At 69.4% G+C, this 21622-nt stretch carries 25 protein-coding genes and 1 riboswitch; of the genes, 9 read left to right on the top strand and 16 right to left on the bottom strand.

Annotated features, from left to right (window positions below; genetic code table 11):
• Positions 1 to 11: 11 nt before the first annotated feature.
• Complete coding sequence (locus tag ACIGXX_RS16415) at positions 12 to 950, bottom strand: NAD-dependent epimerase/dehydratase family protein (protein WP_399976186.1); 939 nt, start codon at positions 948 to 950, stop codon at positions 12 to 14.
• A 70-nt stretch (positions 951 to 1020) separates the two neighbouring features.
• Between ACIGXX_RS16415 and ACIGXX_RS16410 the strand changes: the two genes are divergently transcribed.
• Positions 1021 to 1911, top strand: coding sequence for a LysR family transcriptional regulator (locus tag ACIGXX_RS16410; RefSeq protein ID WP_399976183.1), 891 nt, complete (start codon positions 1021 to 1023; stop codon positions 1909 to 1911).
• 13 nt (positions 1912 to 1924) lie between these two features.
• Here the strand turns inward: ACIGXX_RS16410 and ACIGXX_RS16405 are convergent, their stop codons facing one another.
• Positions 1925 to 2917: a phospholipase gene (locus ACIGXX_RS16405; RefSeq protein WP_399976180.1), complete on the bottom strand. Its 993-nt coding sequence runs from the start codon at positions 2915 to 2917 to the stop codon at positions 1925 to 1927.
• A gap of 357 nt (positions 2918 to 3274) precedes the next feature.
• Here ACIGXX_RS16405 and ACIGXX_RS16400 point away from each other — a divergent pair, with 357 nt between their 5' ends.
• The gene (locus tag ACIGXX_RS16400) at positions 3275 to 3505 is read left to right on the top strand and encodes a chaplin (RefSeq protein ID WP_383824897.1); all 231 of its coding nucleotides are present in this window, start codon (positions 3275 to 3277) and stop codon (positions 3503 to 3505) included.
• 138 nt (positions 3506 to 3643) lie between these two features.
• Here the strand turns inward: ACIGXX_RS16400 and ACIGXX_RS16395 are convergent, their stop codons facing one another.
• From ACIGXX_RS16395 to ACIGXX_RS16385, 3 genes are read right to left on the bottom strand one after another with little or no spacing between them, the layout of a single operon-like run.
• Complete coding sequence (locus ACIGXX_RS16395) at positions 3644 to 4540, bottom strand: sucrase ferredoxin (RefSeq protein WP_351166802.1); 897 nt, start codon at positions 4538 to 4540, stop codon at positions 3644 to 3646.
• Between the two features lie 10 nt (positions 4541 to 4550).
• On the bottom strand, positions 4551 to 5756 hold the full coding sequence (locus ACIGXX_RS16390; protein ID WP_399976177.1) for a cupin domain-containing protein: 1206 nt from the start codon (positions 5754 to 5756) through the stop codon (positions 4551 to 4553).
• Positions 5753 to 6082: a BatC protein gene (locus ACIGXX_RS16385; protein WP_351166545.1), complete on the bottom strand. Its 330-nt coding sequence runs from the start codon at positions 6080 to 6082 to the stop codon at positions 5753 to 5755. Before ACIGXX_RS16385 ends, ACIGXX_RS16390 begins: the two co-directional genes overlap by 4 nt.
• 177 nt (positions 6083 to 6259) lie before the next feature.
• Between ACIGXX_RS16385 and ACIGXX_RS16380 the strand changes: the two genes are divergently transcribed.
• The gene (locus tag ACIGXX_RS16380; protein ID WP_351166543.1) at positions 6260 to 6580 is read left to right on the top strand and encodes a hypothetical protein; all 321 of its coding nucleotides are present in this window, start codon (positions 6260 to 6262) and stop codon (positions 6578 to 6580) included.
• A gap of 203 nt (positions 6581 to 6783) precedes the next feature.
• Here the strand turns inward: ACIGXX_RS16380 and ACIGXX_RS16375 are convergent, their stop codons facing one another.
• Both ACIGXX_RS16375 and ACIGXX_RS16370 read right to left on the bottom strand, forming a co-directional pair.
• The gene (locus tag ACIGXX_RS16375) at positions 6784 to 7134 is read right to left on the bottom strand and encodes a hypothetical protein (RefSeq protein WP_361468731.1); all 351 of its coding nucleotides are present in this window, start codon (positions 7132 to 7134) and stop codon (positions 6784 to 6786) included.
• A 298-nt stretch (positions 7135 to 7432) separates the two neighbouring features.
• Complete coding sequence (locus ACIGXX_RS16370) at positions 7433 to 7690, bottom strand: hypothetical protein (RefSeq protein ID WP_351166539.1); 258 nt, start codon at positions 7688 to 7690, stop codon at positions 7433 to 7435.
• Between the two features lie 227 nt (positions 7691 to 7917).
• On the opposite strand from ACIGXX_RS16370, the gene ACIGXX_RS16365 reads away from it, so the two are divergent.
• The 3 genes from ACIGXX_RS16365 to ACIGXX_RS16355 all read left to right on the top strand — a co-directional run bounded on the left by ACIGXX_RS16365 (position 7918) and on the right by ACIGXX_RS16355 (position 10336).
• The gene (locus tag ACIGXX_RS16365; RefSeq protein ID WP_351166537.1) at positions 7918 to 8571 is read left to right on the top strand and encodes a hypothetical protein; all 654 of its coding nucleotides are present in this window, start codon (positions 7918 to 7920) and stop codon (positions 8569 to 8571) included.
• 124 nt (positions 8572 to 8695) lie between these two features.
• Positions 8696 to 9367, top strand: coding sequence for an AIM24 family protein (locus tag ACIGXX_RS16360; RefSeq protein WP_399976172.1), 672 nt, complete (start codon positions 8696 to 8698; stop codon positions 9365 to 9367).
• 222 nt (positions 9368 to 9589) lie between these two features.
• Entirely contained in the window at positions 9590 to 10336 is a 747-nt protein-coding gene (locus tag ACIGXX_RS16355; protein WP_399976169.1) for a class I SAM-dependent methyltransferase, read from the top strand.
• 69 nt (positions 10337 to 10405) lie between these two features.
• On the opposite strand, the gene ACIGXX_RS16350 is transcribed toward ACIGXX_RS16355, so the two are convergent.
• The 3 genes from ACIGXX_RS16350 to ACIGXX_RS16340 all read right to left on the bottom strand — a co-directional run bounded on the left by ACIGXX_RS16350 (position 10406) and on the right by ACIGXX_RS16340 (position 11686).
• A complete protein-coding gene (locus ACIGXX_RS16350; RefSeq protein WP_351166531.1) occupies positions 10406 to 10543 on the bottom strand; it encodes a hypothetical protein in 138 nt (45 codons plus the stop codon).
• Positions 10544 to 10604: 61 nt separating this feature from the next.
• The gene (locus ACIGXX_RS16345) at positions 10605 to 10760 is read right to left on the bottom strand and encodes a hypothetical protein (protein WP_351166529.1); all 156 of its coding nucleotides are present in this window, start codon (positions 10758 to 10760) and stop codon (positions 10605 to 10607) included.
• A gap of 293 nt (positions 10761 to 11053) precedes the next feature.
• Positions 11054 to 11686: a histidine phosphatase family protein gene (locus ACIGXX_RS16340; protein ID WP_351166527.1), complete on the bottom strand. Its 633-nt coding sequence runs from the start codon at positions 11684 to 11686 to the stop codon at positions 11054 to 11056.
• Between the two features lie 614 nt (positions 11687 to 12300).
• Positions 12301 to 12455: riboswitch (cyclic di-AMP (ydaO/yuaA leader) on the top strand.
• A 4-nt stretch (positions 12456 to 12459) separates the two neighbouring features.
• Here ACIGXX_RS16340 and ACIGXX_RS16335 point away from each other — a divergent pair.
• The gene (locus ACIGXX_RS16335; RefSeq protein ID WP_351166525.1) at positions 12460 to 13215 is read left to right on the top strand and encodes a transglycosylase SLT domain-containing protein; all 756 of its coding nucleotides are present in this window, start codon (positions 12460 to 12462) and stop codon (positions 13213 to 13215) included.
• Between the two features lie 181 nt (positions 13216 to 13396).
• On the opposite strand, the gene ACIGXX_RS16330 is transcribed toward ACIGXX_RS16335, so the two are convergent.
• The 3 genes from ACIGXX_RS16330 to ACIGXX_RS16320 form a co-directional block, all read right to left on the bottom strand.
• On the bottom strand, positions 13397 to 14110 hold the full coding sequence (locus ACIGXX_RS16330) for a spermidine synthase (protein ID WP_351166524.1): 714 nt from the start codon (positions 14108 to 14110) through the stop codon (positions 13397 to 13399).
• A gap of 46 nt (positions 14111 to 14156) precedes the next feature.
• Positions 14157 to 15842: a ribonuclease J gene (locus ACIGXX_RS16325; protein WP_351166522.1), complete on the bottom strand. Its 1686-nt coding sequence runs from the start codon at positions 15840 to 15842 to the stop codon at positions 14157 to 14159.
• A 117-nt stretch (positions 15843 to 15959) separates the two neighbouring features.
• A complete protein-coding gene (locus ACIGXX_RS16320) occupies positions 15960 to 16496 on the bottom strand; it encodes a GNAT family N-acetyltransferase (RefSeq protein WP_351166520.1) in 537 nt (178 codons plus the stop codon).
• 165 nt (positions 16497 to 16661) lie between these two features.
• Between ACIGXX_RS16320 and ACIGXX_RS16315 the strand changes: the two genes are divergently transcribed.
• A complete protein-coding gene (locus ACIGXX_RS16315) occupies positions 16662 to 17801 on the top strand; it encodes a lipase (RefSeq protein ID WP_361468747.1) in 1140 nt (379 codons plus the stop codon).
• Between the two features lie 36 nt (positions 17802 to 17837).
• Here the strand turns inward: ACIGXX_RS16315 and ACIGXX_RS16310 are convergent, their stop codons facing one another.
• From ACIGXX_RS16310 to ACIGXX_RS16300, 3 genes are read right to left on the bottom strand one after another with little or no spacing between them, the layout of a single operon-like run.
• Positions 17838 to 18677, bottom strand: coding sequence for a carbohydrate ABC transporter permease (locus ACIGXX_RS16310; protein ID WP_351166517.1), 840 nt, complete (start codon positions 18675 to 18677; stop codon positions 17838 to 17840).
• On the bottom strand, positions 18674 to 19627 hold the full coding sequence (locus ACIGXX_RS16305) for a sugar ABC transporter permease (protein ID WP_351166515.1): 954 nt from the start codon (positions 19625 to 19627) through the stop codon (positions 18674 to 18676). The genes ACIGXX_RS16310 and ACIGXX_RS16305 overlap by 4 nt, the downstream gene beginning before the upstream one ends.
• On the bottom strand, positions 19624 to 20877 hold the full coding sequence (locus ACIGXX_RS16300; protein ID WP_351166513.1) for a sugar ABC transporter substrate-binding protein: 1254 nt from the start codon (positions 20875 to 20877) through the stop codon (positions 19624 to 19626). Before ACIGXX_RS16300 ends, ACIGXX_RS16305 begins: the two co-directional genes overlap by 4 nt.
• A 138-nt stretch (positions 20878 to 21015) precedes the next feature.
• Here ACIGXX_RS16300 and ACIGXX_RS16295 point away from each other — a divergent pair, with 138 nt between their 5' ends.
• Positions 21016 to 21561 carry a GNAT family N-acetyltransferase gene (locus ACIGXX_RS16295; RefSeq protein WP_399976158.1) on the top strand — a complete coding sequence of 182 codons (546 nt, stop codon included), beginning with the start codon at positions 21016 to 21018 and terminating at the stop codon, positions 21559 to 21561.
• The last annotated feature ends 61 nt before the right edge of the window (positions 21562 to 21622 follow it).

Here is a 21622-nt window from a genome sequence, read left to right as displayed (position 1 = left end):
GGCTCGCTTCCTCAGGCGGTGGGTGACGGCGCGGCGGTGAGGGTCTCGGCGACGGCGCCGGGCAGCCAGTCGGTGGTGTGGGCGAAGGAGAAGCCCAGCTCCTTCGCGCGGGCGTTGCTCATGGCGTAGTGGCGGTCGAAGGAGAACGCCGAAGCCTCGCCGCCCGCTGGGACGGTGCGGTAGACGGGCTCCCGGCCGGCCTGCGTGGCGATGATCGCGGCGAGGTCGTGCACGTCGAGCGGCCCGTCGGAGCAGGCGTTGACCGGGCCGGTGAAGTCGGCCATGGTCGCCCACCGCAGCAGGTCGGCCAGCTCCTGGTAGTGGATGAAGACCGTGGGCAGGGCCTTCGCGTGCACAGTGATCTCCTCGCCCCTGGTGATGCGCCCGGCGTAGTGCGCCAGCCGGCCGGTGAACTCCTGCGCTCCCCCGCCGAGCACGTGGGCGCTGCGCACACTGGTGAACTCGAGGCCGGCGGCGCGGGCGAGGACGGCTTCGGCCTGGCGCTTGCCCTCGGCGTAGTGCGCCTCCAGGTACGCGTCGTCGTGCCAGGGCAGGTCCATGGCCACCCGCCAGGTGGCCGGGTCCACGGTGTCCTCCGTCACCGGTGTGCCGGGAGGCACGGTCGGCAGCGCGGCGGTCGCGGGGTCGTAGACCTCGATCGTGGAGGTCATGACGTAGCGCCGGGTGCGGCCGGCGAAGGCGCGGGCGGCGATGGCGGCCTGCACCGGGGTGTAGCAGACCTGGTCCACCACGACGTCGAAGGTGCGGGAGGCGAGCGCGGCCGTCAGGGCCGCCTCGTCGTCCCGGTCGACGACCAGGTGCTCGACGCCGGGGGGCGGCGGGGTGGAGCCGCGGTTGATCACAGTGACCTGGTGGCCCGTGGCCTGCAGCCGCCGCACCAGGAGCTTTCCGAAGTAACGGCTTCCGCCGATGACGCAGATCCTTTGCATGCCCCCATCCTGGAGACCTATCGTCATCGACAGAAGTGCCGACTTACTGGCTACGCATTAAGGAAAACTGTTGATCGATGTGCAGCGGCTCCGCGTTCTGCGGGCGGTGGCGGAGCACGGCAGCTTCAACCAGGCGGCCACGGCCCTGCTCCTGACCCCCTCGGCCGTCTCCCAGCAGGTGGCCGCCCTGGAGCGCAGCCTCGGCGCCCAGGTCGTGGCCCGCAGCACCCGCGGCGTCACCCTCACCGAGGCCGGCCGGATCATGGTGGGCGCCGCCGAATCCGTCGCCGCGGAACTCCAGCACGCCCAACAGCAGGTCGCCCAGCTCGGCACCGGCCGTGCCCAACTCACCCTGGCCACCTTCACCAGCGGCGGCAGGCTCCTGCTGCCCGCCGCGATCACCCGGCTCATGGCAGCCCACCCCCGCACCGTGCTGCACGTCAGGGAGGGCGAACCCGAGGACACCTTGCCGCTGGTCCGCCAGGGCGCCGTGGACCTCGCCCTGGCCTACCACTTCGACGGCCCGCTGCCGGCCGGCCCCGGCTCCACCCTGGAGTGGACGCCGCTGCTGGCCGACCCCCTGCACGTGGTGCTGCCGCAAGGGCATCGGCTCGCCGACCGCGACGCGCTCGACCTCGCCGAGCTGGCGGCCGAACCCTGGGTGCTCGGCTGCCTGAAGACCGAGGCGTACCTGCGCCGTTACGCCGAGCGCGCCGGCTTCGATCCCCAGGTGCGCGGAACCACCACCGACTACTTCTTCGCCCGCTCGCTCGTCGCCGCGGGCATGGGAATCTCGCTGATCCCCTCGATCGCGCTCACCCCGACGATCCCGGGCCTGTGCACCGTCCCGATCATGTCGCCGACACCGATCCGGCACATCGGCGTGGCCGCCATCAACCGCAGCGACCGCCCTCACGTCACCACACTCATCCACGCCCTTCGCGAACAGGCCCTTCAGTAGCCCAAGGAGAGCCTCAGCTGCCGAAGGGGATGTCCTTCGGGGTGGCCATGCGGCGGGTGTCCGGGTGGGTTTTCACGTAGTCCGTGATGTACGAGAGCGACTCCCGCACCGCGCTGTCATCGGTGCCGCAGCCCTGCGGACCGTTGACACCGTCCGGGTAGCACGACATCCGGTTGCCGTAGATCAGGCTGTCCACGGCGGCGCTGCCCTGGGAGGAGTCGAGCAGGGTGGCGGCGCGCTCCCTGTCGCCCTTGCCCACCGTCCAGCCGACGGTCTGCGCGAGGTCTCCGGTGTCCCGTGCCTTCCGGCCGGCCTCCAGCTCCTCGCGGATGCCGCTGAACTTCAGCGCCATGTTGAACAGGCCGTTGTCCATCACGCGTTGATTGCCGGGGACGTTCGGCCCGTGCTCGGCGAAGCCGTCCCGGACCTGTGCGTAGTCGCCGCTGAAGCTCACCGCCTCCTTGGAGTTCAGGTCGCCGAGGGCGTCCTTCCAGCCGCTGCCGCCCTCCTTGCCGTAGAAGCCGTAGAGCACCCGGATGCCCTTGCTCTCCAGCTTCGTGCGCGCCATGTCCCGCAGTGCGGCCACCGAGCAGTGGCGCCACTTGGGGTCGCGGCTGTCGCACCAGTCGGGGTTCTTCATGTCCAGCCAGACGAAGGAGACATCACGCCCGCCCTCGTGTTCCTTGGCCACCTGGTCGAACATGTCCGCCATGGTGTCGCCGGAGCTGGTGAGGGTGCCGTCGTGGTCCGCCCACCAGCCCTTGCGCCAGGCCGTGGCGTCGATCTCCAGCGCGTTGGCCCCGTTCGAGAGCGCCGTGCTCACCCCGCCCGTGGTCAGTACCCGGTGGGCGATGGCCCAGGTGGGGCGCTGCTCGGGGGTGTTCGGGGCGGTGTGAGAGGGCTTGCCCTCCGGTACGGCCATGGCGGCTCCGGTGCCCAGGGCGGCGCTGGTGACGACCAGGGCCAGCGGGAGCAGGGTGATGCGGAGCCGGTGGGGTGTGGCCATGAGGACGGTCCCTTCAGTTGCCCGGGCCGCGTGTGACGCCGGCCCGTCTGCCGTGCGGTGGCTGCCTGTCGTACAACCTGATGGGCTACCTGCCCGCTCCGCGCGAAGTTACCCCCGGGTAATTGCCGGCTGTTGCCTGCTCGGGGCGGCCGGGGCCACGTGCCCGCCCCGTTCCCGCGACGGGCGGCTCGGTCCAGCTGTCGGCATTTGGGGGAATCTGCGTGTCCGGAGCCCGGGAAGGGCGTTGACCAGCCCAGGTGCCAATGAGGCGGGGTGCTCCGGCCGCGCGACAACGTGGTGAGGCCGGCTTGGCGCCTTTTCGCTGATGGAAATCAAGGAGAAAGAAGTATGTCTGCCATGAAGAAGACGATGAGCGTCGTTCTGGCCACCGGTGGTCTCGTGATGGGCGCGGCCGGTCTCGCGTCCGCTGACGCCGGCGCCCAGGGTGCTGCCGTGGGTTCGCCGGGCGTGCTCTCGGGCAACCAGGCTCAGGTCCCGGTCCACATCCCGGTCAACCTGTGCGGCAACACCGTTGACGTCATCGGCCTGCTCAACCCGGCCTTCGGCAACACCTGCGTCAACAGCTGATCAGCCGTATCGCACCGTAGGAACCTGCTGGTTCGTCGCGGTCTGAGCGGGTGTGCCGCCGATGTTCCCTTCGGCGGCACACCCGCTTTCGTGCTCGCGGAGCGTCTGGGGAACAGCTCAGCGCGTCGTGGGAACAGCTCAGCCGACACCGATCGAAGCGACCTCATAGCCGACCGCGGAACTCATCGACAGGCCGCGGCAGGTCAGCTGGTACGGCGGTGTGCGGTAGGAGTGCACCTCGACGTCGATGGCCGCCGGCCGAGGCGGGCGGCCGGTGATGCGGATGCGCCAGCGGTTGGCTTCGCGGGACGTCTCGACGACCGTGTAGTCGTGCCGGCCGGCCGGGCCGAAGCGCTCGAGTACGGCTGCGACAGCGACCTGCTGAGGTGGGAAGAGATCGGTATATCCGCGCAGATGCTCGGCCCTAATCCGGTCGGCCAGGTGCCCTTCGATCGCCGCCACCGACGACCCGGCATCGAGACCGCCGTAGTAGACACCGTCGGGCGCCACAACGATGTTGGCGGCGAACCTGTCACCGCCGATGTGGGTGCACTCCCACACCAGGTCCGGCCAGCGCTCGCTGAGGTCACGCGCCACGGGCCGGCCGCGCACGGCGCAGCAGGTGTCGTGCTGGCCGTGGGCGCAGACGAGGACCACGGGCGGGCAGCCGAGTTCTCCGGGGGCATCGAGGGCTCCGGCGATCTGCGCCAGGTCCTGGTCACGGCTCCACGTGCCCCATTGCTGACGGTGCGCGCCGGAGTTCTCATAGCGCACCACGGCCCAGCGCCTGGGGCCTTGAGGGCTGTGGCGTCCGTGCCGCCTGACCAGCAGCACCCGCGCCCGCACCGCCTGGGCGGCGGCGAACACGAGCCCTTTGGTGTGCGGCTCAAGGTCGAGGCCGTCGAACCCGTTGGGCGGCCAGCCGCCTAGGTACTCGATCAGGACCCAGACGGAGCCGTGCGGTGCTGTTCCCGCCAGGGAGTCGCCGCGGGTGCGCGCGGCGTCGGCGCAGAAGAAGCGTTCCGCGGCAGTCACCGTGACCACGTCACTGTTCCGCGGGCACCAGCACGCCCGCGCGCAGCAGTCTCTCCACGAGTGCGACGCCGAGATCGCCGGCGGTGCGGACCTCGCCGTCGAGCATGCGCGTCACCGCCGGCAGCTCACCCTCGGGGAAGTCGAGCCAGCCCACCCGCGTGGCCAGGCGCGGGCCCTCCAGTCGCGCTGCCAGCTCTCCGCGAAGCCGTACCCGAGAGTTGGGGCCGAGCCCGTCGACCGCCTTGAGCTGAGCCAGCGGTCCCAGCGGCGCGGGGCGTCCCTGGGACCGCCGGGTGCGATGGAACAGCGGAGCGGAATCGGCCTCGGTGACGGCGGCGAGGAGGCGTTCGCGAACGAGGTCGATCTCACCGTCCGGCCCGTCCACCCCCAGAGGCAAGGTCCCGCGCATCTGGGGATCGTCGCGCAGCTCCGCGAGCGCGGACTGGGCGAGCTGTTCGGCCAGCGCGTAGCGCGTCCAGCTGTGGATTCCCAGGGTCAGGTGGATCGAGACCTCGCCCTGCGCCTGGGCGGCATGCAGCCAACCCCGCGGCAGGTAGAGGACGTCACCGGGCTCCAGAACCGTGTCGATGCAAGGCTCGCCCCGCGCCGCCTCGGCCACGGCGCCCCGGCGTTCGGACCAGGGCTGATCGCGCAGCGGGGCGGGGTGGACCGGTTCGCGGACGAACCAGCGCTTGGCGCCGCCGATCTGCAGGACGAAGACATCGTGGACGTCGTAATGGTCGTCGAACCCGCGGTTCTGCGGCGGAGTGACGTAGGCATTGGCCTGCACCGGATGGCCCAGCTCCGTGCCCAGCCGGGCGCTGAAGTCCGCTACCGGCCCCCATGTGCGGTGCAGGGCCTGCAGGACCAGCGTGGCGCCGTCGGCGAACCTGCGCCACAGCGCGGTGTCGTCCAGCTGATCACCGATCGTGGCGCCGACACCGGCGGGTGAGGTGTAGGACGACTCAGGAAGGGTGGAGCCGTCCTGGGCCACGCGGAGGAAGGGCGTGCGCAGCCCACGGCGTGAGATCAGTTCATCCACGGCGTCCGCGGAGAACAGGTCGGAGAAATCGCTCGCGCGTTGCGTGAGCAGCGCTGTGCGCGCCCAGACGTCGCGAGCGAACCGCTCCCGGCTCAGGCCGGTCAGTCGTGTCTCCAAAACGCCGACGCCTGTTGGGGCGCCGGCGTCCAGGAGCTCGGTCGGGGGGATGCTCAAGAGCCGCTGTCGGACTCGGCTCCGCCGTCGGCGCCGCCGTCATGGACGCCCGGCGTGCCCGCCGCGCCGCCGTCCGCGGGCCCTTCGGCTCCACCGTCCGCGCCGCCGTCATGAACGCCCGGCGTACCTGCCGCACCACCGTCCGCGGGGCCCTCCGCTCCGCCGTCCGCGCCACCGTCGTGGACACCGGGGGTGCCCGCCGCGCCGCCGTCCGCGGGCCCTTCGGCTCCACCGTCGGCGCCACCGTCATGAACGCCCGGCGTACCCGCCGCACCGCCGTCCGCGGGGCCCTCGTGCTGGTTCGGATCCTGGTCGGGGTTGGTCATCGTTCCTCCTGCGAATCGAACGGCTGGGATTGGCGCATCCTCCAGAGCCTTCTCTGCTTTCACCAAGCTCGCTCACGCAATTCCGGTCGGCAACCTGAGGGAAGGGCGGGGCGCCCGGTCGGTCCACGCCATCGCGGTGCCAGATGCTCTTCACCGGCGGCGGGTCATGATGGTTGCGTGGCGACAGACAGCACGCAGTACACCGAGGACGGCCATTTCATCATCATCAAGGGTCGACGATGGCGGGCCACCGACCCCCTCGTGCCCGACGAAGTCGAGAAGCGCCTGACTCACCACCTCATGTCCGCCCGGCGGGCTGTGGCCGCTGCGGGTGACGACGAGGACGCTCGGAAGGCGGCCCGAGCCCGTGTACAGCTCGCGAAGACCGGCCTGGGGGAACGCGGCACGGCCTGGTGGGAGCAGAGCCCGGCCGAACGGCGTGAGCGCTGGGACGACTGTCTGCGTCAACTGGAGGCCACGGAGCTGCCTGCCGGGTGAGAGCGACGCGGTGCCTCACGACCACGAGGTCTCCGGTGTCCGGTTCGCCTAGGTCGACGAACCCTCCACCGGAGACCTCACTGCTGCTGGCTCAGGGCGCGCTGCTACTCATCCCACTTCGCAGTACGCCCACTTCGCCGTACGCCCGCTGCGCCGTACGCCCGAGCGGTTCGCGCTCGGCAACTCGGCAACTCGGCGGCTCCTCAGCTCGTCTGCATGGGAACAGCAAGCCACTTGTACGCGATCCAGCCGTTCTCTCCCTTGTGCGGGCCGCTGAGAACCTTCAGGAAGGCCCACTTGCCGCCCCCCGCCGTGCAGGTGACGTACACGCGGCGGCCCTCGCCCACCGTGCCCTTGGCCGTGTAGCCGGTCCCGGGGCCCGTGCGGAACTTCACCGTGGTGTCCGTCTGGGAGTAGTAGTTGGCGACATTCTTCGTGCAGGCGCTGGAGCCCACCGCGGACGCGGCCGGCGCCAGCGCCACGGTGCCACCCGCCACGACGGCGCCGACAGCGGCCATACCGGCGAGACGGGCGGCGATCCTGTGCTTCGTCACTTGTTGCCTTCTCTTGAGAGCTCGTACGCCACGGCCACAGCAGTGCCACGGCCATGGCTTCCAGATGTGCGGGGCAGGGCAGGGCTGAGTCCCGGCTCGAAGCCGGACCCAACTCGCTCCCGCTCAGGCAGCCTCGCGTACCGCTCCAACATTTCCCCAACATCCGGCTGTCACCGCGAGAAGCCTCCACGCGAGACTTACCAGCAGCCTTTCTGGAGTGACGGCTGCGCGACGGTTCGAGCCCCACAAGGCCGGGAGCCCCTCACCTGGCTGGTGAGGGGCTCCCGTCATCGTCTTCTCACCCAGAGGGCTCGTCCGGCACCGGCTCCTCCGAGTGGCCTTCCAGGGCACGGGATTCGCCGCGCCTGGCGGTGCCTCCCTCGTCCGTGTCGGGTACCTCGGCCGCCTTGCCGCTGTCGCCGCCGCTGTCGTCCTCCGCCTTGCCCACGTCCAGGTCCCAGGCGTCGGGCCCGTCCGTCGCCTGCTGGTCGGGCGGGTCCCTGGGAATAGGCGTGCTGCCGTCCTCGCCAGGGGAGGCCGGTATCTGTTCACTCACGATGTCTCCTCCTTGACCGTTCGGCTCCAGGCCGGAGCAGGTACCCGCGGACGGCGCGACGACACGTCACAACGGCGGCCATATATCTGTTTTCGCTGTTCAGCTCAGGCAGGGCGCCAGGGGTTGGTCGGACCGTACGCCTGAGTGGTCGCGGTGACTGGCGCGCCCGCAAGCGGGTAACCGGGAGGTCCTCGAAATCCGCGTGGTGTCACAGGTTGGGAGAGCCGATGAGTGAGCGCAACGAAGGCCGGGCGAGACCGGACCCCGGCGGCTTGAGCCCGGGTGCCGTCGACGATGAGCACGTTCCTGTCCCCGAAGAGGACCATGCGGGTCCGCCCGCGCTGCACACTGCGGTTACCGCCCGTGGCCTGGCTCGTCATCGCAGCCGTTCCCTGCGGTGGCTGGTGCTCGGCATCCTCGTGACCGCCGTATGCGTCGTCGCGGCGTGGTGGGGAGCGGCCAGCGGCATCGAGTGGCTGGAAGGGGTGGGCAGTCGACTGGCCGCGGCCGGTGTCGTGATCCTGGGGCTGGGGGCGAGCGGCCTGTATGCGAATGCGCGGATGCGTCAGATTCTGGCGGCAGGTCCATGGCTGACCCGGCGCGCCCACCAGTTTCCGCCCAGCCGCCTCAAGGGCGTCGGGGTCGTCCTGCGCGACCCGCACGGCGGGCTGTGCCCGCTGCTCGTCCTCTCGACCCGGCAGCGCTACCAGCACGCGATGACCGGGCCCGACGGCACCTTGTGGTGGTGTCCGGGACCCGGGGGCCGTGGCGTCCTCGTCCGTCCCGATGGGCACGAACTGCTCTACGCACGACCGCCGTTCACCGCGTGGGGCCGCAGAACTCGGATCGAGGACGCCAGAAGGGCCGGACTCGACGCATAGCTTCTGCCGCCCGGAGCCGCTCGACCCCACGTCCCGCGTGCGCGCACGAATTTGACCATGAGCGCGGGACAATACCCTCAACTCTTCACGGCTGAGGGCGAATTGACGGGGCACCCGGAGCCGTATGCAGCGAAATCTCTTCGATCCCGAGAATCTCATCCAGCCCGCGTCGGCCCCCGGGCTCACGCAGGAAAACGCGATGGCGGTCCGCTACGCCGTCAAAGGCGAGGCGCGAGCCCGGCAGGGGACGATGGTCGCCTGGCGGGGTTCACTGGAGTTCGAGCGGCAGGGCCAGGGCGTGGGCAACCTCCTCAAGCGGGCGGTGACCGGTGAGGGCCTGGCCCTGATGACGGTCAGCGGTGAGGGCGAGGCATGGTTCGCCTCCGACGCGGCGCACTGTTTCCTCGTCGACGTGGACGACGGCCACGGCCTGACGGTCAACGGCAAGAACGTCCTGTGTTTCGACGCCGCGCTGAACTACGACATCACCACGGTCAAGGGCGCCGGCATGGCGGGCGGCGGACTGTTCAACTGCACGTTCACCGGCGCCGGCCGACTGGCCCTGACCAGTGCGGGCATCCCGCTGGTGCTGCCCGTGACCCCGGAAGCGCCCGTGTACGTGGACACCGACGCCGTCGTCGCCTGGAGCCCGCAGCTGCACGCGTCGCTGCACCGCTCCCAGAGCGTCGGATCGATGGTGAAGGGCGGCTCGGGCGAGGCCGTGCAGCTGAAGCTGGAGGGTGAGGGCGTCGTGGTGGTCAACCCCGGCGAACCCAAGCCGGTCCCGGCATCCTGACGGCCTGAGCGTGTCTGATCGGGCCCCGAAGGGCCGCCGGAGGTGGCGGCCCCTTCGGGCTCGTGGCGCGGCTTGTGTGTGGAGCCGGGACGCACCCCGGATCTTCGTGGCTTCTGCCAGTACGGAGGTCCGCCGGACCCCGGGGAGACTGCCGAGCAAGAGCCGCGGCATGCCTCGGCGACGGGGGCGGCACCCACGGGTGTACCGGAGGGAGACATCACCATGAGCGCGCAGCAGCAGTACGACGAGATCGGTGAGGCGTACGAAGGGTTCAAGGCCCTTCCGTTGGAGCAGTTCGCAGCAGTGCCCAGCTTCCTGGCGATGGTCGGGGACGTGCGCGGCAGGTCGATCCTCGACCTGGCCTCCGGCACCGGCTTCTACAGCAGGGAGTTCAAGCGGCGCGGCGCCACCAACGTCCTCGGTGTCGACATCTCCGGCGAAATGGTCGCCGTGGCGCAGCAGTTAGAGGGTCGCGAACCGCTGGGGGTGCGCTACCAGGTCGGCGACGTGGCCGAACTGCGGCCACTCGGCGCGCGCTTCGACATCGCGCTGGCCGTCCAGATGTTCAGCTACGCGGCGGACATCGCCACCACGGAACGCATGTGCCGCAACATCCACCGGAACATGAGGCCCGGCGGTGAGCTGTTCGTGCTCAACCAGTCGCCCGACTTCCGCTTCGACGGGCCGGGCCCGGACAAGTACGGCTTCCGCAGCGAGCTCACCGGCGACGAGGGCGGGACGGGGCCGCAGGTGAAGATCACGGCGCTGCTCGACCCGGGACCGGTCTCGTTCGTCGCCAACTTGCCGCGCCGCGAGGTCTACGAGAAGTGCCTTCAGGCGGCCGGGTTCAGTGACCTGGCCTGGGTGCCGCTGTCGGTGTCCGAAGCCGGGGTGCGCGAGTTCGGCGCGGAGCACTGGGCGGACTTCCACGCCAATCCCCCGCTGGAAATGCTGCGCTGCCGCGCCTGAGGGTCGCGCCGGTGGTCTGAGGCCGGGATCGCGGACGTGCAGCCGCCACGCGCGAGTGTCCGGTGCGGGCTACTGGCCTCCGGCGTCGGGCCCGACGGGCGTGTGCCTACGGTTGCGGAGCTCTTTGCAGAACTCCAAGCACACCCATACGCCCACGGCGGCGACGGTGAGCAGGACGGCCACGCCCAAGAGGAACGGGAGGATCATAGGAAGAGCCTATCCCGGCGCCGATGGAGCGACAGAACCGCCCTATTCTCGCGCCGCCCAGTCAGCTGGACTGCCGCCAGAGCGGTGCCTGTGACCGGCCTTGTTCCGCGGGCATCTCCCGGACCAGGTGGTAGAGGTTCTCGAAGTACGCCTTCCAGCGGTGGGGAAGCCCGGCCAAGCCGAGGGAGAGGTCGTAGGCGGGCAGTTCCTCGTGCACGACGCCGAATGTCTTCCCGCTCCACCCCTCGTACCCCTGCACTTCCCACCGCCACACCCAAGATCCAGGCCGGCCTCGCGGCCCTCGAAGGTGGAAGTACCGCGGCCGCCGCGCACGGCCCCGTAGGCAGCCCTGTGACAAGGGCTCGTCCGGTTGGCCTCAGCGAGTCAAAATGCCGTTACGCGCCACGCCCACGAGGATGTCGAACTGCGGGACCTGATTCACCGCTATGAGCTCGTGACAGGATCTTGCTGAAGCGGCCTGGTCGATGCAGCCGAGGCGATGGTTCACGGTTACGCGGAGTCGAGATGGCGCGTGTCGCCAAGGCTGACGACTTGGCGGTTGTGGAAGAAGTCGTCCTCGCGCAGTGTGGTGATGCTGCCGGGAGGGGCCCGAAAGCTGGCGTAACTGGCCGACTCGATCGGCATCTTGATCCAGGACGCCACGACGAAGGTCAGTGAGCCGCCATGCGTCACGATGATCTGGTGTTCGCGCGCACGCCGCAGGATCTCATCCATAGCCGCGTAGATGCGCTGCGCCCACTGCGCCTTCGTCTCGGCACCCTCCACGCCCTCGTCATGGTCCATCCGCTCCCCGACAGCCGGCGGCGGGACGAAACGCCGGTCCAGCCACTCCTGTGGCCTTCCCCCTGCCGCACCGTAGGACTTCTCCCGCAGCCTGCGGTCCAGGAACAGCTTCACGCCGAACAGTTCGGCTACCTCCTGGGCGGTTTGCCGGGTGCGCTGCAGATCCGAGGAGAACAGGTCGACCTCGGCGCCGTCCGGGATCACGCCCCGAAGCGCCTCGGCGATGGAAGCCGCCGCGCGGACGCCGGTGGGCGTCAGGCGGGAGTCGTGCCATCCGCCGACGACTCCCTCGACGTGGTGCGTCGCCTGTGGGTGGGTGACAACGTAAAGAGTGCGCACGAGAGCCTGCCCTTCGCTGCCTGGCCTCCCGGCCTCCCAGCCTCCCGGCCTCCCAGCCTCCCGGCCTGCCGGTCGCGGCCCGCTACCTTAACCAACGCGATCACGATCGAGCCTTCCTGAGTCACCTCCAGCAGATCGAGGGCATGGCGTTCCTGCGCCACTTCCGGGAGGCCGCGGTCGCGGTGGACCCGCGCATGGGCGGCCCTGGGAGGGTGGGACTCCCCTAGAGGCAGGCGAGATGTCCATCTTTGCGTTAGAAAGCTACTTCTTCAGCTCATTGGCGGCGTTTATAAAGCCCTGCCTGCATTGCTCAATACTCGTGCGAAATGGTGCACTCTGATACGCCATCGCGCCGCATTCCCAACCCATCCCTCATTCAGTGAAACGAGTCACACCAATGTTTGTGAGCCCGGGAGCCGCTGAGCGCGGTTTCGTTCTACGCAAGGAAAGTTGGGCTATTTGATCAAAGCGCGTGAGGGATTTTGATCATTGGGGAAGGGCTCCTCGCTTTCCCTATGCGAATTCGTGTCTTGTTCCTCGCCAGCCTTCTCGCTTAACGTCGCCATCAATCCGGATGGAACGCCGAATCCTGCCGCTGTCCGGAATCCCTCCCACCCACTCACTCACTTACGCACGGCAGGAGCGGGGGACCCAGGTAAGCCGCCGGTCCGGATTCCGGAACGGCTCGGGGTGAAGTCGCACGCCCAGTGCGACCGGACATCTCCCGTCCGAACCCGACAGCTCACCTCGTAGGCGACGGAGAGGAATTCGTCATGCCCGCAAAGGGAAAGCACCGCCGCCCCAAGTCCAGCAAGCTCACCCGGGGCATCGCCGCCGCAGGCACGGGCGGGGCCGTTCTCGTTCTCCCGGTGCTCGGCGCGACCGCCGCGAGCGCGGCGCAGGCCGCCCCGGCCGCCAAGCCCGCCGCAGCGCCGAAGACCTACGTCGTCGTCGCGGGCGACACCCTCTCCAAGATCGCCCGAGAGCACTCCCAGAGCGGCAGCTGGAAGGAGCTGTACGAGGACAACCGCAGCGTCCTCGGTGAGGCCCCGGGGCTGATCCACCCCGGTCTCAAGCTCACCATCGGCGAGAAGGCCCAGGCCAAGGACGCGGAGAAGTCGGCCGCCTCCAGGGCGTCCGCCGATCGGGCGGACCGCTCCGAGCGCACGGCCGCCGAGCCCGCCGCCGCCCCGGCGAAGAAGACGTACACGAACGACCTCGACGGCTGGATCAAGGAATCGCTCGACGTGCTGGCCCAGCACGGCATCCCCGGGACCTACGAGGGCATTCACCGCAACATCATGCGCGAGTCCTCCGGCAACCCGACGGTCACCAACAACTGGGACTCCAACGCCGCCGCCGGAACCCCGTCCAAGGGGCTCCTGCAGGTCATCGACCCCACATTCGCCGCGTACCACGTGCCCGGCACGTCGACGGACAGCTTCGACCCGGTCGCCAACATCACCGCCGCCTGCAATTACGCGGCCGACCGGTACGGCTCGATCGACAACGTGAACGGCCCGTACTAGGCCGCATCCCGTCTCGTCCGCTGTGAGCCCCGGCGCGCCATGCGTCCGGGGCTCAGCCCTGGACGACGACGGCCAGGATCTCATCTTTCGCTTCCCAGCCGCGGCGGGTCGCTTTTCTCGTGCAAAGCAGTCTCGAACTCGACCTCGGGGCTGCATGCTGAAGCGCCGTCATATAGCGCCCTTAGCCCGCCACATACACGGTGTTGGTGGCGGTCCCGCCTTGCAGGGGGTTGGGGAAATCGACGACGTGACTCGCCGTCTTCGGGAAGACCTCGGCGAGCACGGTGGTGAACTCCGCGTCGGGCGGGTCGTTCGACCACAGGGCGAAAACGCCTCCGGGGTGCAGCCGCCGGGCGAGGGCACGCAACCCCTTGGGCTCGTAGAGCGCCGCGTGGCTGGGGTGCAGCACATGGCGGGGCGAGTGGTCGACGTCGAGGAGGATCGCGTGGAAGCGACGGTCCGGCTCCTGAGGATCAAGGCCGTCGCCGCCGTCGCCGGCCAGCGCGAAGAAGTCGCCCTGGACCAAGCGGCATCGGGGGTCCGTCGACAGGCCGGTGCCCAGCGGCACGTATCCGCGCTCGTGCCACTCGATGACCTCACCGAGGGCCTCGATCACGGTCAGCGAACGCACCCGCCGGTCGTCGAGGACGGCCCGTGCGGTGTAGCCGAGACCGAGGCCGCCCACCGCGACATCCAGTTCGGTGTCCGGCAGTTGCTCGAGGCCGAGCCGGGTCAGGGCGATCTCACCCGCGGTGAAGAGGCTCGACATCAAGAACTCGTCCCCGAGCTTCACCTCGTACACATCGTCGCCCGACGCCGGGTCCCGCCGCCGCCGCAGGCTGATGTCCCCCATCGCTGTCGGCCGCCAGTCGATCTCCTCGAAGCGCATGCTCATCCATTCACCTTCCTGGGCGTTTCTGGGCGGCGGGACCGGCGCGTGGTCAGGCGTCGATGATGACCGGGATGATCAGGGGCCTGCGGCGGTGCGTGCGGAACGCCCAGTTCGCCACGGCGCGCGCGATGAGCTGTTCGAGCTGGTGGGCGTCGCCGACCCCTTCCTCGGCCGCGGTGGCCAGCGTCTTCTCGATCACCGGGATGACCGGCTCGAAGGTGGCGTCGTCGTGGACGAACCCGCGGGCCAGGAAGTCGGGGGCCTCGGCGAGCGCTCCCGTGTCGGCGTCGACGATGGCGACCACCGTGACGACACCCTCCTCGGCCAGCGTGATCCGGTCCTTCAGAGAGGCTTCGGTGACGCCGCCGACGGTCATCCCGTCCACGTAGACGTTGCCCGCGGGCACCTTGCCGGTGATGGAGGCGCGGCCGTCGACGAGGTCGACGACGACACCGTCCTCGGCGATGACGACCTGGTCGGGGTCGACGCCGGTGCGGATGGCCAGATCGGCGTTGGCCTTCAGGTGCTTCCACTCGCCGTGCACGGGCATGACGTTGCGGGGCTTGACGATGTTGTAGCAGTAGATGAGCTCACCGGCGCTGGCGTGCCCCGAGACGTGCACCTTGGCGTTGCCCTTGTGGACGACGTTGGCGCCCCACCGGGTCAGCCCGTTGATCACCCGGTAGATCGCCGTCTCGTTGCCGGGGATCAGCGAGCTGGCGAGGAGAACGGTGTCTCCCTTGCCGATGCGGATCACGTGGTCGCGGTTGGCCATCCGCGACAGTGCGGCCATCGGTTCGCCCTGGGATCCGGTGCACACCAGGGTGATGCGGTTGTCGGGGAGCTTCTCCAGCTCCTTCATGCTGACGACCAGGCCCTTGGGAACCTTCAGATAGCCCAGGTCGCGGGCGATGCCCATGTTGCGGACCATCGAGCGGCCCACGAAGGCCACCTTGCGGTTGTACTGGTGGGCGGCGTCGAGCACCTGCTGGATGCGGTGGACGTGACTGGCGAAGCTGGAGACGATGACCCGTCGCGGCGCGGTGCGCAGGACCTGCTCGATCGCGGGGTTCAGCTCGCGCTCGGAGGTGGTGAAGCCGGGCACCTCGGCGTTGGTGGAGTCGGTGAGGAACAGGTCGACGCCCTCCTCGCCGAGCCGGGCGAAGGCCCGCAGGTCGGTGATCCGGTCGTCCAGCGGGAACTGGTCCATCTTGAAGTCACCGGTGTGGAGCACCATCCCGGCACCCGTTCGGATGGCGACGGCGAGCCCGTCGGGGATGGAGTGGTTGACCGCCACGAATTCGCAGTCGAAGGGACCGAACGCGCGCCGGTCGCCCTCGCGCACCCGCACCGTGCGCGGCCGGATGTTGTGCTCCTTGAGCTTGGCCTCGAGGAAGGCAAGCGTCAGCTTCGACCCGACGACGGGGATGTCGGACCGTTCCCGCAGCAGGTAGGGCACGCCGCCGATGTGGTCCTCGTGGCCGTGGGTGAGCACCACGGCCACGACATCGTCCAGCCGGTCCCGGATCGAGGTGAAGTCGGGAAGGATGACGTCTACGCCGGGCTGGTTCTCCTCGGGGAACAGCACCCCGCAGTCGACGATGAGCAGCTTGCCGGCGTACTCGAAGACGGTCATGTTGCGGCCGATCTCGCCAAGGCCGCCCAGGGCGACGACCCGCAGGCCTCCCTTGGGCAGCGGCGGGGCAGGCTTCAGCTCGGGGTGTGGATGACTCATACGGTGACGCTACCGGAGAGTTGAAAGAGCTGGTCCGAAGGACGCCCGCACTTCGGCGCCCGGGTCGTCGACACCTCCCCATTCCCCGAGAACGAGCACCGGGGCAGCACAGGACCCTCACATCGGGAGAGAGAACAGACGCAGCGGTTCCGACGGCGGGCACGCGGTGTCGTGCAGGGGCGTCATCATGGTCCGCAGCGGCATGGTCACCACACGGTCCCCGGGTTGCTCGACGAGTACGTCCTGGTCGAGCGGATGCCATCCGATGCGCTGGTACAGCGGCACGAGGGGGGACCGGCAGAACAGGAGGGCGTACTGAGGGCCCATCGTGCGGGCGTGGTCGAGTGCCGCTGCGACCACGCGCCGAGCGAGCCCCTGGCCCTGCATGTCGGGTGCGACGGCGACTCCACCGACGCCGACGACCTCCGTCTCGACGTCGCCGATCGCCGCGGGCAGCCGTCGCAGTCCGGCGTGGGCCACGAGCCGGCCGCCGTGGCGGATGCCGAAGTGTTCTTCTTTCGGCAGCCAGGCCAATCCGGTCGCGGCGACACCGAAGGGGTCATCGCCGGCGCCGAGTATCTCGTCCTGCTCCGTCTTCGTGTACCGAGGGAGCCGGACCGCGGGCGATGCCGCGAAGGATGGGTTCTCAGACATCCCCCCATGATGATCTTCTTTCTGGGGTCGGCCAAGGGGTGCCCGCCGCTGCACCGCGACCGGCACCGCGACCGGCGCGGCTCGCCATCGTGGCCGGCGGGTTGATCGATCGTCGTCCGAGGTCGATGATCAGTGGGTTCGTAACGGCGAGGGGTGGCGGTGGCGATGCGGGTGGTTCCTCTGGTGGGCGGTCCTGTGGAGATACGGGGCGCACTGGATCTGGAGAGCACGCCGACGGGGGTGATGCCGCGCCGGTTGCCCGCGTGGACCACGGAGCAGTATCAGAACCCTTCCGTCTACGGAGTGACCGTGATGCCCTCCGGCGTGCGGCTGGTGTTCCGCACGGACGCGCGTGAGCTGGAGTTCGACGTGCTCACCTCCACGGGCCAGCTCGACGGCGATCCTCACCCCCGGCCGACCGGCATGCTGGATCTGCTGGTGGACGGCGTCCTGACCGAGCGCCGCCGAGCGCCGGTGGGCAACGTGCTGCGGATGGCGGGACCCGGGACCGAGCAGCGACTGATCCCGGGCGACCCGGGAACCGTGCGGTACACCGGGCTACCGGCCGGCATGAAGACCGTCGAGCTGTGGCTGCCGCAGCAGACCCCCACGGAACTGGTGGCCCTGCGCGCCGACGGCGATGTGCTCGCGCCGCTGCCCGACGGTCGGCGCCGCTGGGTTCACCACGGCAGCTCCATCAGCCACTGCATCGAGGCCGACGGCCCGACCGGCACCTGGCCGGCCGTGGCGGCCGCACTCGCGGGAGTGGAGGTGATCAACCTCAGCCAGGCGGGCAACGCGCTGCTGGACCCTTATGTCGCCCGGACGATCCGCGATCTGCCCGCCGACCTGATCAGCCTCAAGGTGGGCATCAACATCGTGAGCCTGGCCGCCTTCCGGCTGCGGACGTTCGGCCCGGCGGTGCACGGGTTCCTGGACACGATCCGGGACGGGCACCCGGACACCCCGCTGCTGCTGATGTCCCCGGTGAGCTGTCCGGCGGTCGAGGAGACTCCCGGCCCGACGACGACGGGCCCGGACGGGAAGGTCGTAGCCCTCGGCGACCCGGAGCAGGTGGCCGCCGGGGCGTTGTCCCTGGCGGTGGTCCGTGCCGAGCTGGAACGGATCGTGGCCGCCCGCCGGGCAAGCGATCCCCACCTCCACCATCTCGACGGCCGCGAACTGCTCGGCCCGGACGAGGCGGACGATCTATCCGACGGCCTGCACCCCACGGCCGCCGCGTACCACCGGATGGGCAAACGCTTCGCCGCCCACGCCTTCGCGCACGACGGCCCCTTCCGCTGAACGGCGACGCCCGCAGCGGTCCGGTACGCGACGCGGTCAGTCGTCGATGCCCGACCGTTCCACCCCCGCCACGATCCACCGCTGGAAGAACAGGAACACCACGAGCAGCGGCACGATCGACACGGCGGCCGCGATGAAGAGTTCGTGCAGCCTGATCACCTGTGACGTGGTGAACGACGACAGGGCCACCTGCACCGTCCACGCGTTGCGGTCCTGGCCGATGACCAGCGGCCACAGGAACGAGTTCCACGCGCCGATGAAGACGATCGTGCCCACCGCCGCGAAGACCGGCCGGGAGTTGGGCACCACCACGCGCCAGTACGTGCGCCAGTATCCGAGCCCGTCCACGCGCGCCGCGTCCTCCAACTCCCGGGGAAATCCGAGGAAGTACTGCCGGAAGACGAAGCACGCGAAGGCGGAGAACAGGGTCGGGACGATCAGTCCGCGCAGCGTCGACACCCAGCCGAGGGACGAGACCAGGACGAACGTCGGTACGAAGGTGACCGAGGCCGGGACCATCAGCGTGCCGAGGATCGCGTAGAACACCTTGTTCGCGTGGCGGTAGGGGATGCGGGCCAGGCCGTAGCCGGCGAGCGAGGCGAGCAGCAGCGTGCCGAGCGTCGTCGCGACCGCGATGAGCGAGGAGTTGAGCAGGGAGCGTGCGAAGGGTACGGAGGTGTCGTCGAAGAGTTCCTGTACGTTCCCCCAGTGCAGCGTGGAGGGGAAGAAGGTCCACTCTGGCGAGGTGATGTCGCTCTCGGCCGAGAGCCCGTTGCGTACGAGGAGATAGAAGGGGATCAGGAACAGCAGCGCGAGCGCGATCAGCAGCGAGAGCCGCAGCGCGCGGCCCGCCCTGACCCGGGAGTCGTCTCTCACTCCGCCTCCTTCTTGCCGAGCCCGAACCACTTGGCCTGGCCCACCGTCACCACCGCGATGATCAGGGCGAGCAGCACGGCCCCCGCGCTGCCCAGGCCGAGGTTCTGCCCTTGGCCCAGCGCCGTGTAGTAGAGGTAGACCAGGGGCGGTCTGGCGTAGGGCGGGTAGCCGCGGGAGTCGGAGAGCAGGTTGTAGAACTCGTCGAATGCCTGGAAGGCGTTGATGACCAGCAGCAGTACGACCGCCACCGATGTGGCCTTCAGCTGGGGGAACGTGATGTGGCGGAAGACCTGCCAGCCGGGCCGCGCCCCGTCCACGGCCGCCGCCTCGTAGAGGGTGGGGCTGATGCGCTGCAGGCCGGCGAGGAAGAGCACCATGTAGAAGCCCGCCTGGAGCCAGAGCCGCACGGTGACGATGACGGCCCAGTACCAGGGCGGGTCGGTGGTCGACAGCCAGGCGATCTGGTCGGCGCCGAACCAGTCCAGGACGGTGTTGGCGAGCCCGAACCGCACCCCGTTGAAGATGGACATCTTCCAGATGAGGGCGGCCACCACGTAGGAGCAGGCGGCGGGCAGGAAGAAGACCGAGCGGAAGAACGCCTGGGCGCGGCGCTGGCGGTGGACCATGAGGGCGAGCGCGAGGGAGAGCGCGTAGGTCGCGGGCACGATGAAGAGCGAGAAGACGAGGAAGGTCCACAGGCTGTCGGTGAACGCCTCGTTCCGCAGCATCGCCGTGTAGTTGCCGAAGCCGACGAAGTCGTCCGGGGTGACGGTGTTGTGCGCGTCGAAGAAGCTGAGGTAGACGCTCCAGCCGAGGGGGATGTACGTGAAGACGCCCAGGCCGAGCAGGAAGGGCCCGACGAACACCCAGAACCACAGGGTGCGGTTCTGATGCCCCCACACCTTCCGTCGCCCGCTTGCCTGTTGTTCGCGAGGGGCTGCGGTGGTCACGACTTCTTCTTCACCCGGCCGAGCTCGGCGGACACCTTGCGGACGACCTTCTTGAGCTCTTCGTCGGGGCTCGCGCCGTCCTTGATGATGCGGCTCAGGGCGTCCTGGTAGGCGCTTCGGCTGGCCGGGGTCCACAGGAGGGGTTCGGCCTGTCCGTGGTCCGTGGTGTAGCGGACGGCGTCGGCCGCCGCGCCCTTCCTGAGCTTCTCGGCCTTCTTGGCCAAGGAGACGCGGGCCGGGATGTGGAAGCCGTAGGAGAGCGCGAAGTCCTCCTGCCGGTCGGTGCTGTCGATCCACAGCCACTTGAGGAAGTCCTTGCCGGCCTTCTGGTGCTTGCTGCGGGTGCTGACCGCGGCGGCGTACGCGCCGACCGGCACCGAGGGCTTGCCCGCGGCGCCGTCCTTCGGGAACGGCAGGACGCCGAAGTCGTCGCCGAGTTCCTTCTGCACGGTCGGCAGCGCCCACAGGCCCGACCACTGCATGGCGGTCAGCCCCTGGACGAAGGCCGAGGGGTCGGACCAGTCGGCGGGCGCTCCCAGGAGCAGCGACTTGTCGGCGTACAACTGGTGGATCTTGCCGAGGGTACGGGCCGCCGCCGGGTCGTCGAAGCCGACCTCTCCCTCCGCGGTGACCAGTTCGAGGCCGGCCGCGTACAGGGGCGTGCCGCCCAGGACGCCGGCGCCTCCGTCGTTGCCCAGGAACAGGCCCTTGGTCTTCTGGGAGGTGAGCTTCTTCGCGGCGTCCACGAGCTCGTCCAGCGTCTTCGGCGGCCGGACACCGGCGTCGGCGAGCAGGCTCTTGCGGTAGTAGAGCATCTGCATGTCGATGACCTGCGGGATGCCCCAGATCTTGCCGTCGTACGTCTTGGGGGCGAGGACGGCCGGATTGAAGTCGTCCTTGACGCCCTCGAACAGCTCGGTGAGGTCGGCGACCTGCTTGCCCTGGATCTGGTCGAGGCTGGGTCCGTTGACCTCGAAGACGTCGGGGCCCGAGTCGGTCAGGAGGGCGGCCGCGGTCTGCTCGTCGTAGTTGCCGGGCCGCCACTGGACGGTGACGTTCGCCTTTTTGTAGGCGGCGGCGTACTTCTTCACGGCCTGTTCGGTGCCCTGCTCGCCGTACTGGTGATACCACTGCGACAGCTTCGGCCCGTCCCCTGAACCACCGTCGTCCCGGCCGCTGTTGGAGCCACACGCACTCAACAGCCCCAACGCCGCGCCCGCCCCGAGCAGTCCCCTGCGGTTGATGGTCATAGGTCGTCCCCCTGTTCGGTGTACGGCTGATTCCGACGGCCCAACGATCAACCATGCAGGCGGATTACGACAGGGGGACTACGGCCGTGTGTCGGGTGATCCAGCCAGCGGCGCCGAGCGCCTGCCTACCCTCTGGGGATGACAGCCATCAGCTACCTTCGGCAGGGCCCGCGCGTGGCCGTACGCCGCATCCGCCGTCAGGATTATGAAGAGCTCAGCGCGCTGCGCCGGAAGAGCGCCGAGATGCTCCACCGCTGGCTGGGCGCCGGTGAGATGACCGCAGAGGCCTTCGAGCTGTCCCTCGAGCTGTTCGATCAGCCCACGCACGAGGGCTTTGTGATCTGCCGCCACGACACCGGTGCGATCGTGGGCGGCGTCAACATCAACAACATCCTCGGGGGCAGCCTTCAGAGCGGCGCCCTCGGTTACACCTCCTATGCCTCCACGACCGGCCTCGGCTACATGACCGAGGGGCTGGGGCTCGTGGTCGAGTTCGCCTTCGGGCAGCTGGGGCTGCATGGGCTGGAGGCGAACATCCAGCCGGACAACACCCCTTCACTCGACCTCGTCAAGCGCCTGGGGTTCCAGCGCGAGGGCTTCTCCCCCGCCTTCCAGTTCATCAACGGCCAGTGGCGGGACCACGAGCGGTGGGCCATCACCGCCGAGATGACGCGCGACGGGTGAGAGCACCCCATGCTCAGTCCTCAGGCCCGCACGATGATCCACTCACGGGCGCCGGGGAGGC

Origin of the sequence: Streptomyces sp. NPDC055243, assembly GCF_044544025.1 — a bacterium.
Classification (GTDB): domain Bacteria; phylum Actinomycetota; class Actinomycetes; order Streptomycetales; family Streptomycetaceae; genus Streptomyces.
The sequence above is the reverse complement of the archived record's forward strand: the minus strand, read 5'-3'. Positions and strand labels throughout refer to the sequence as shown.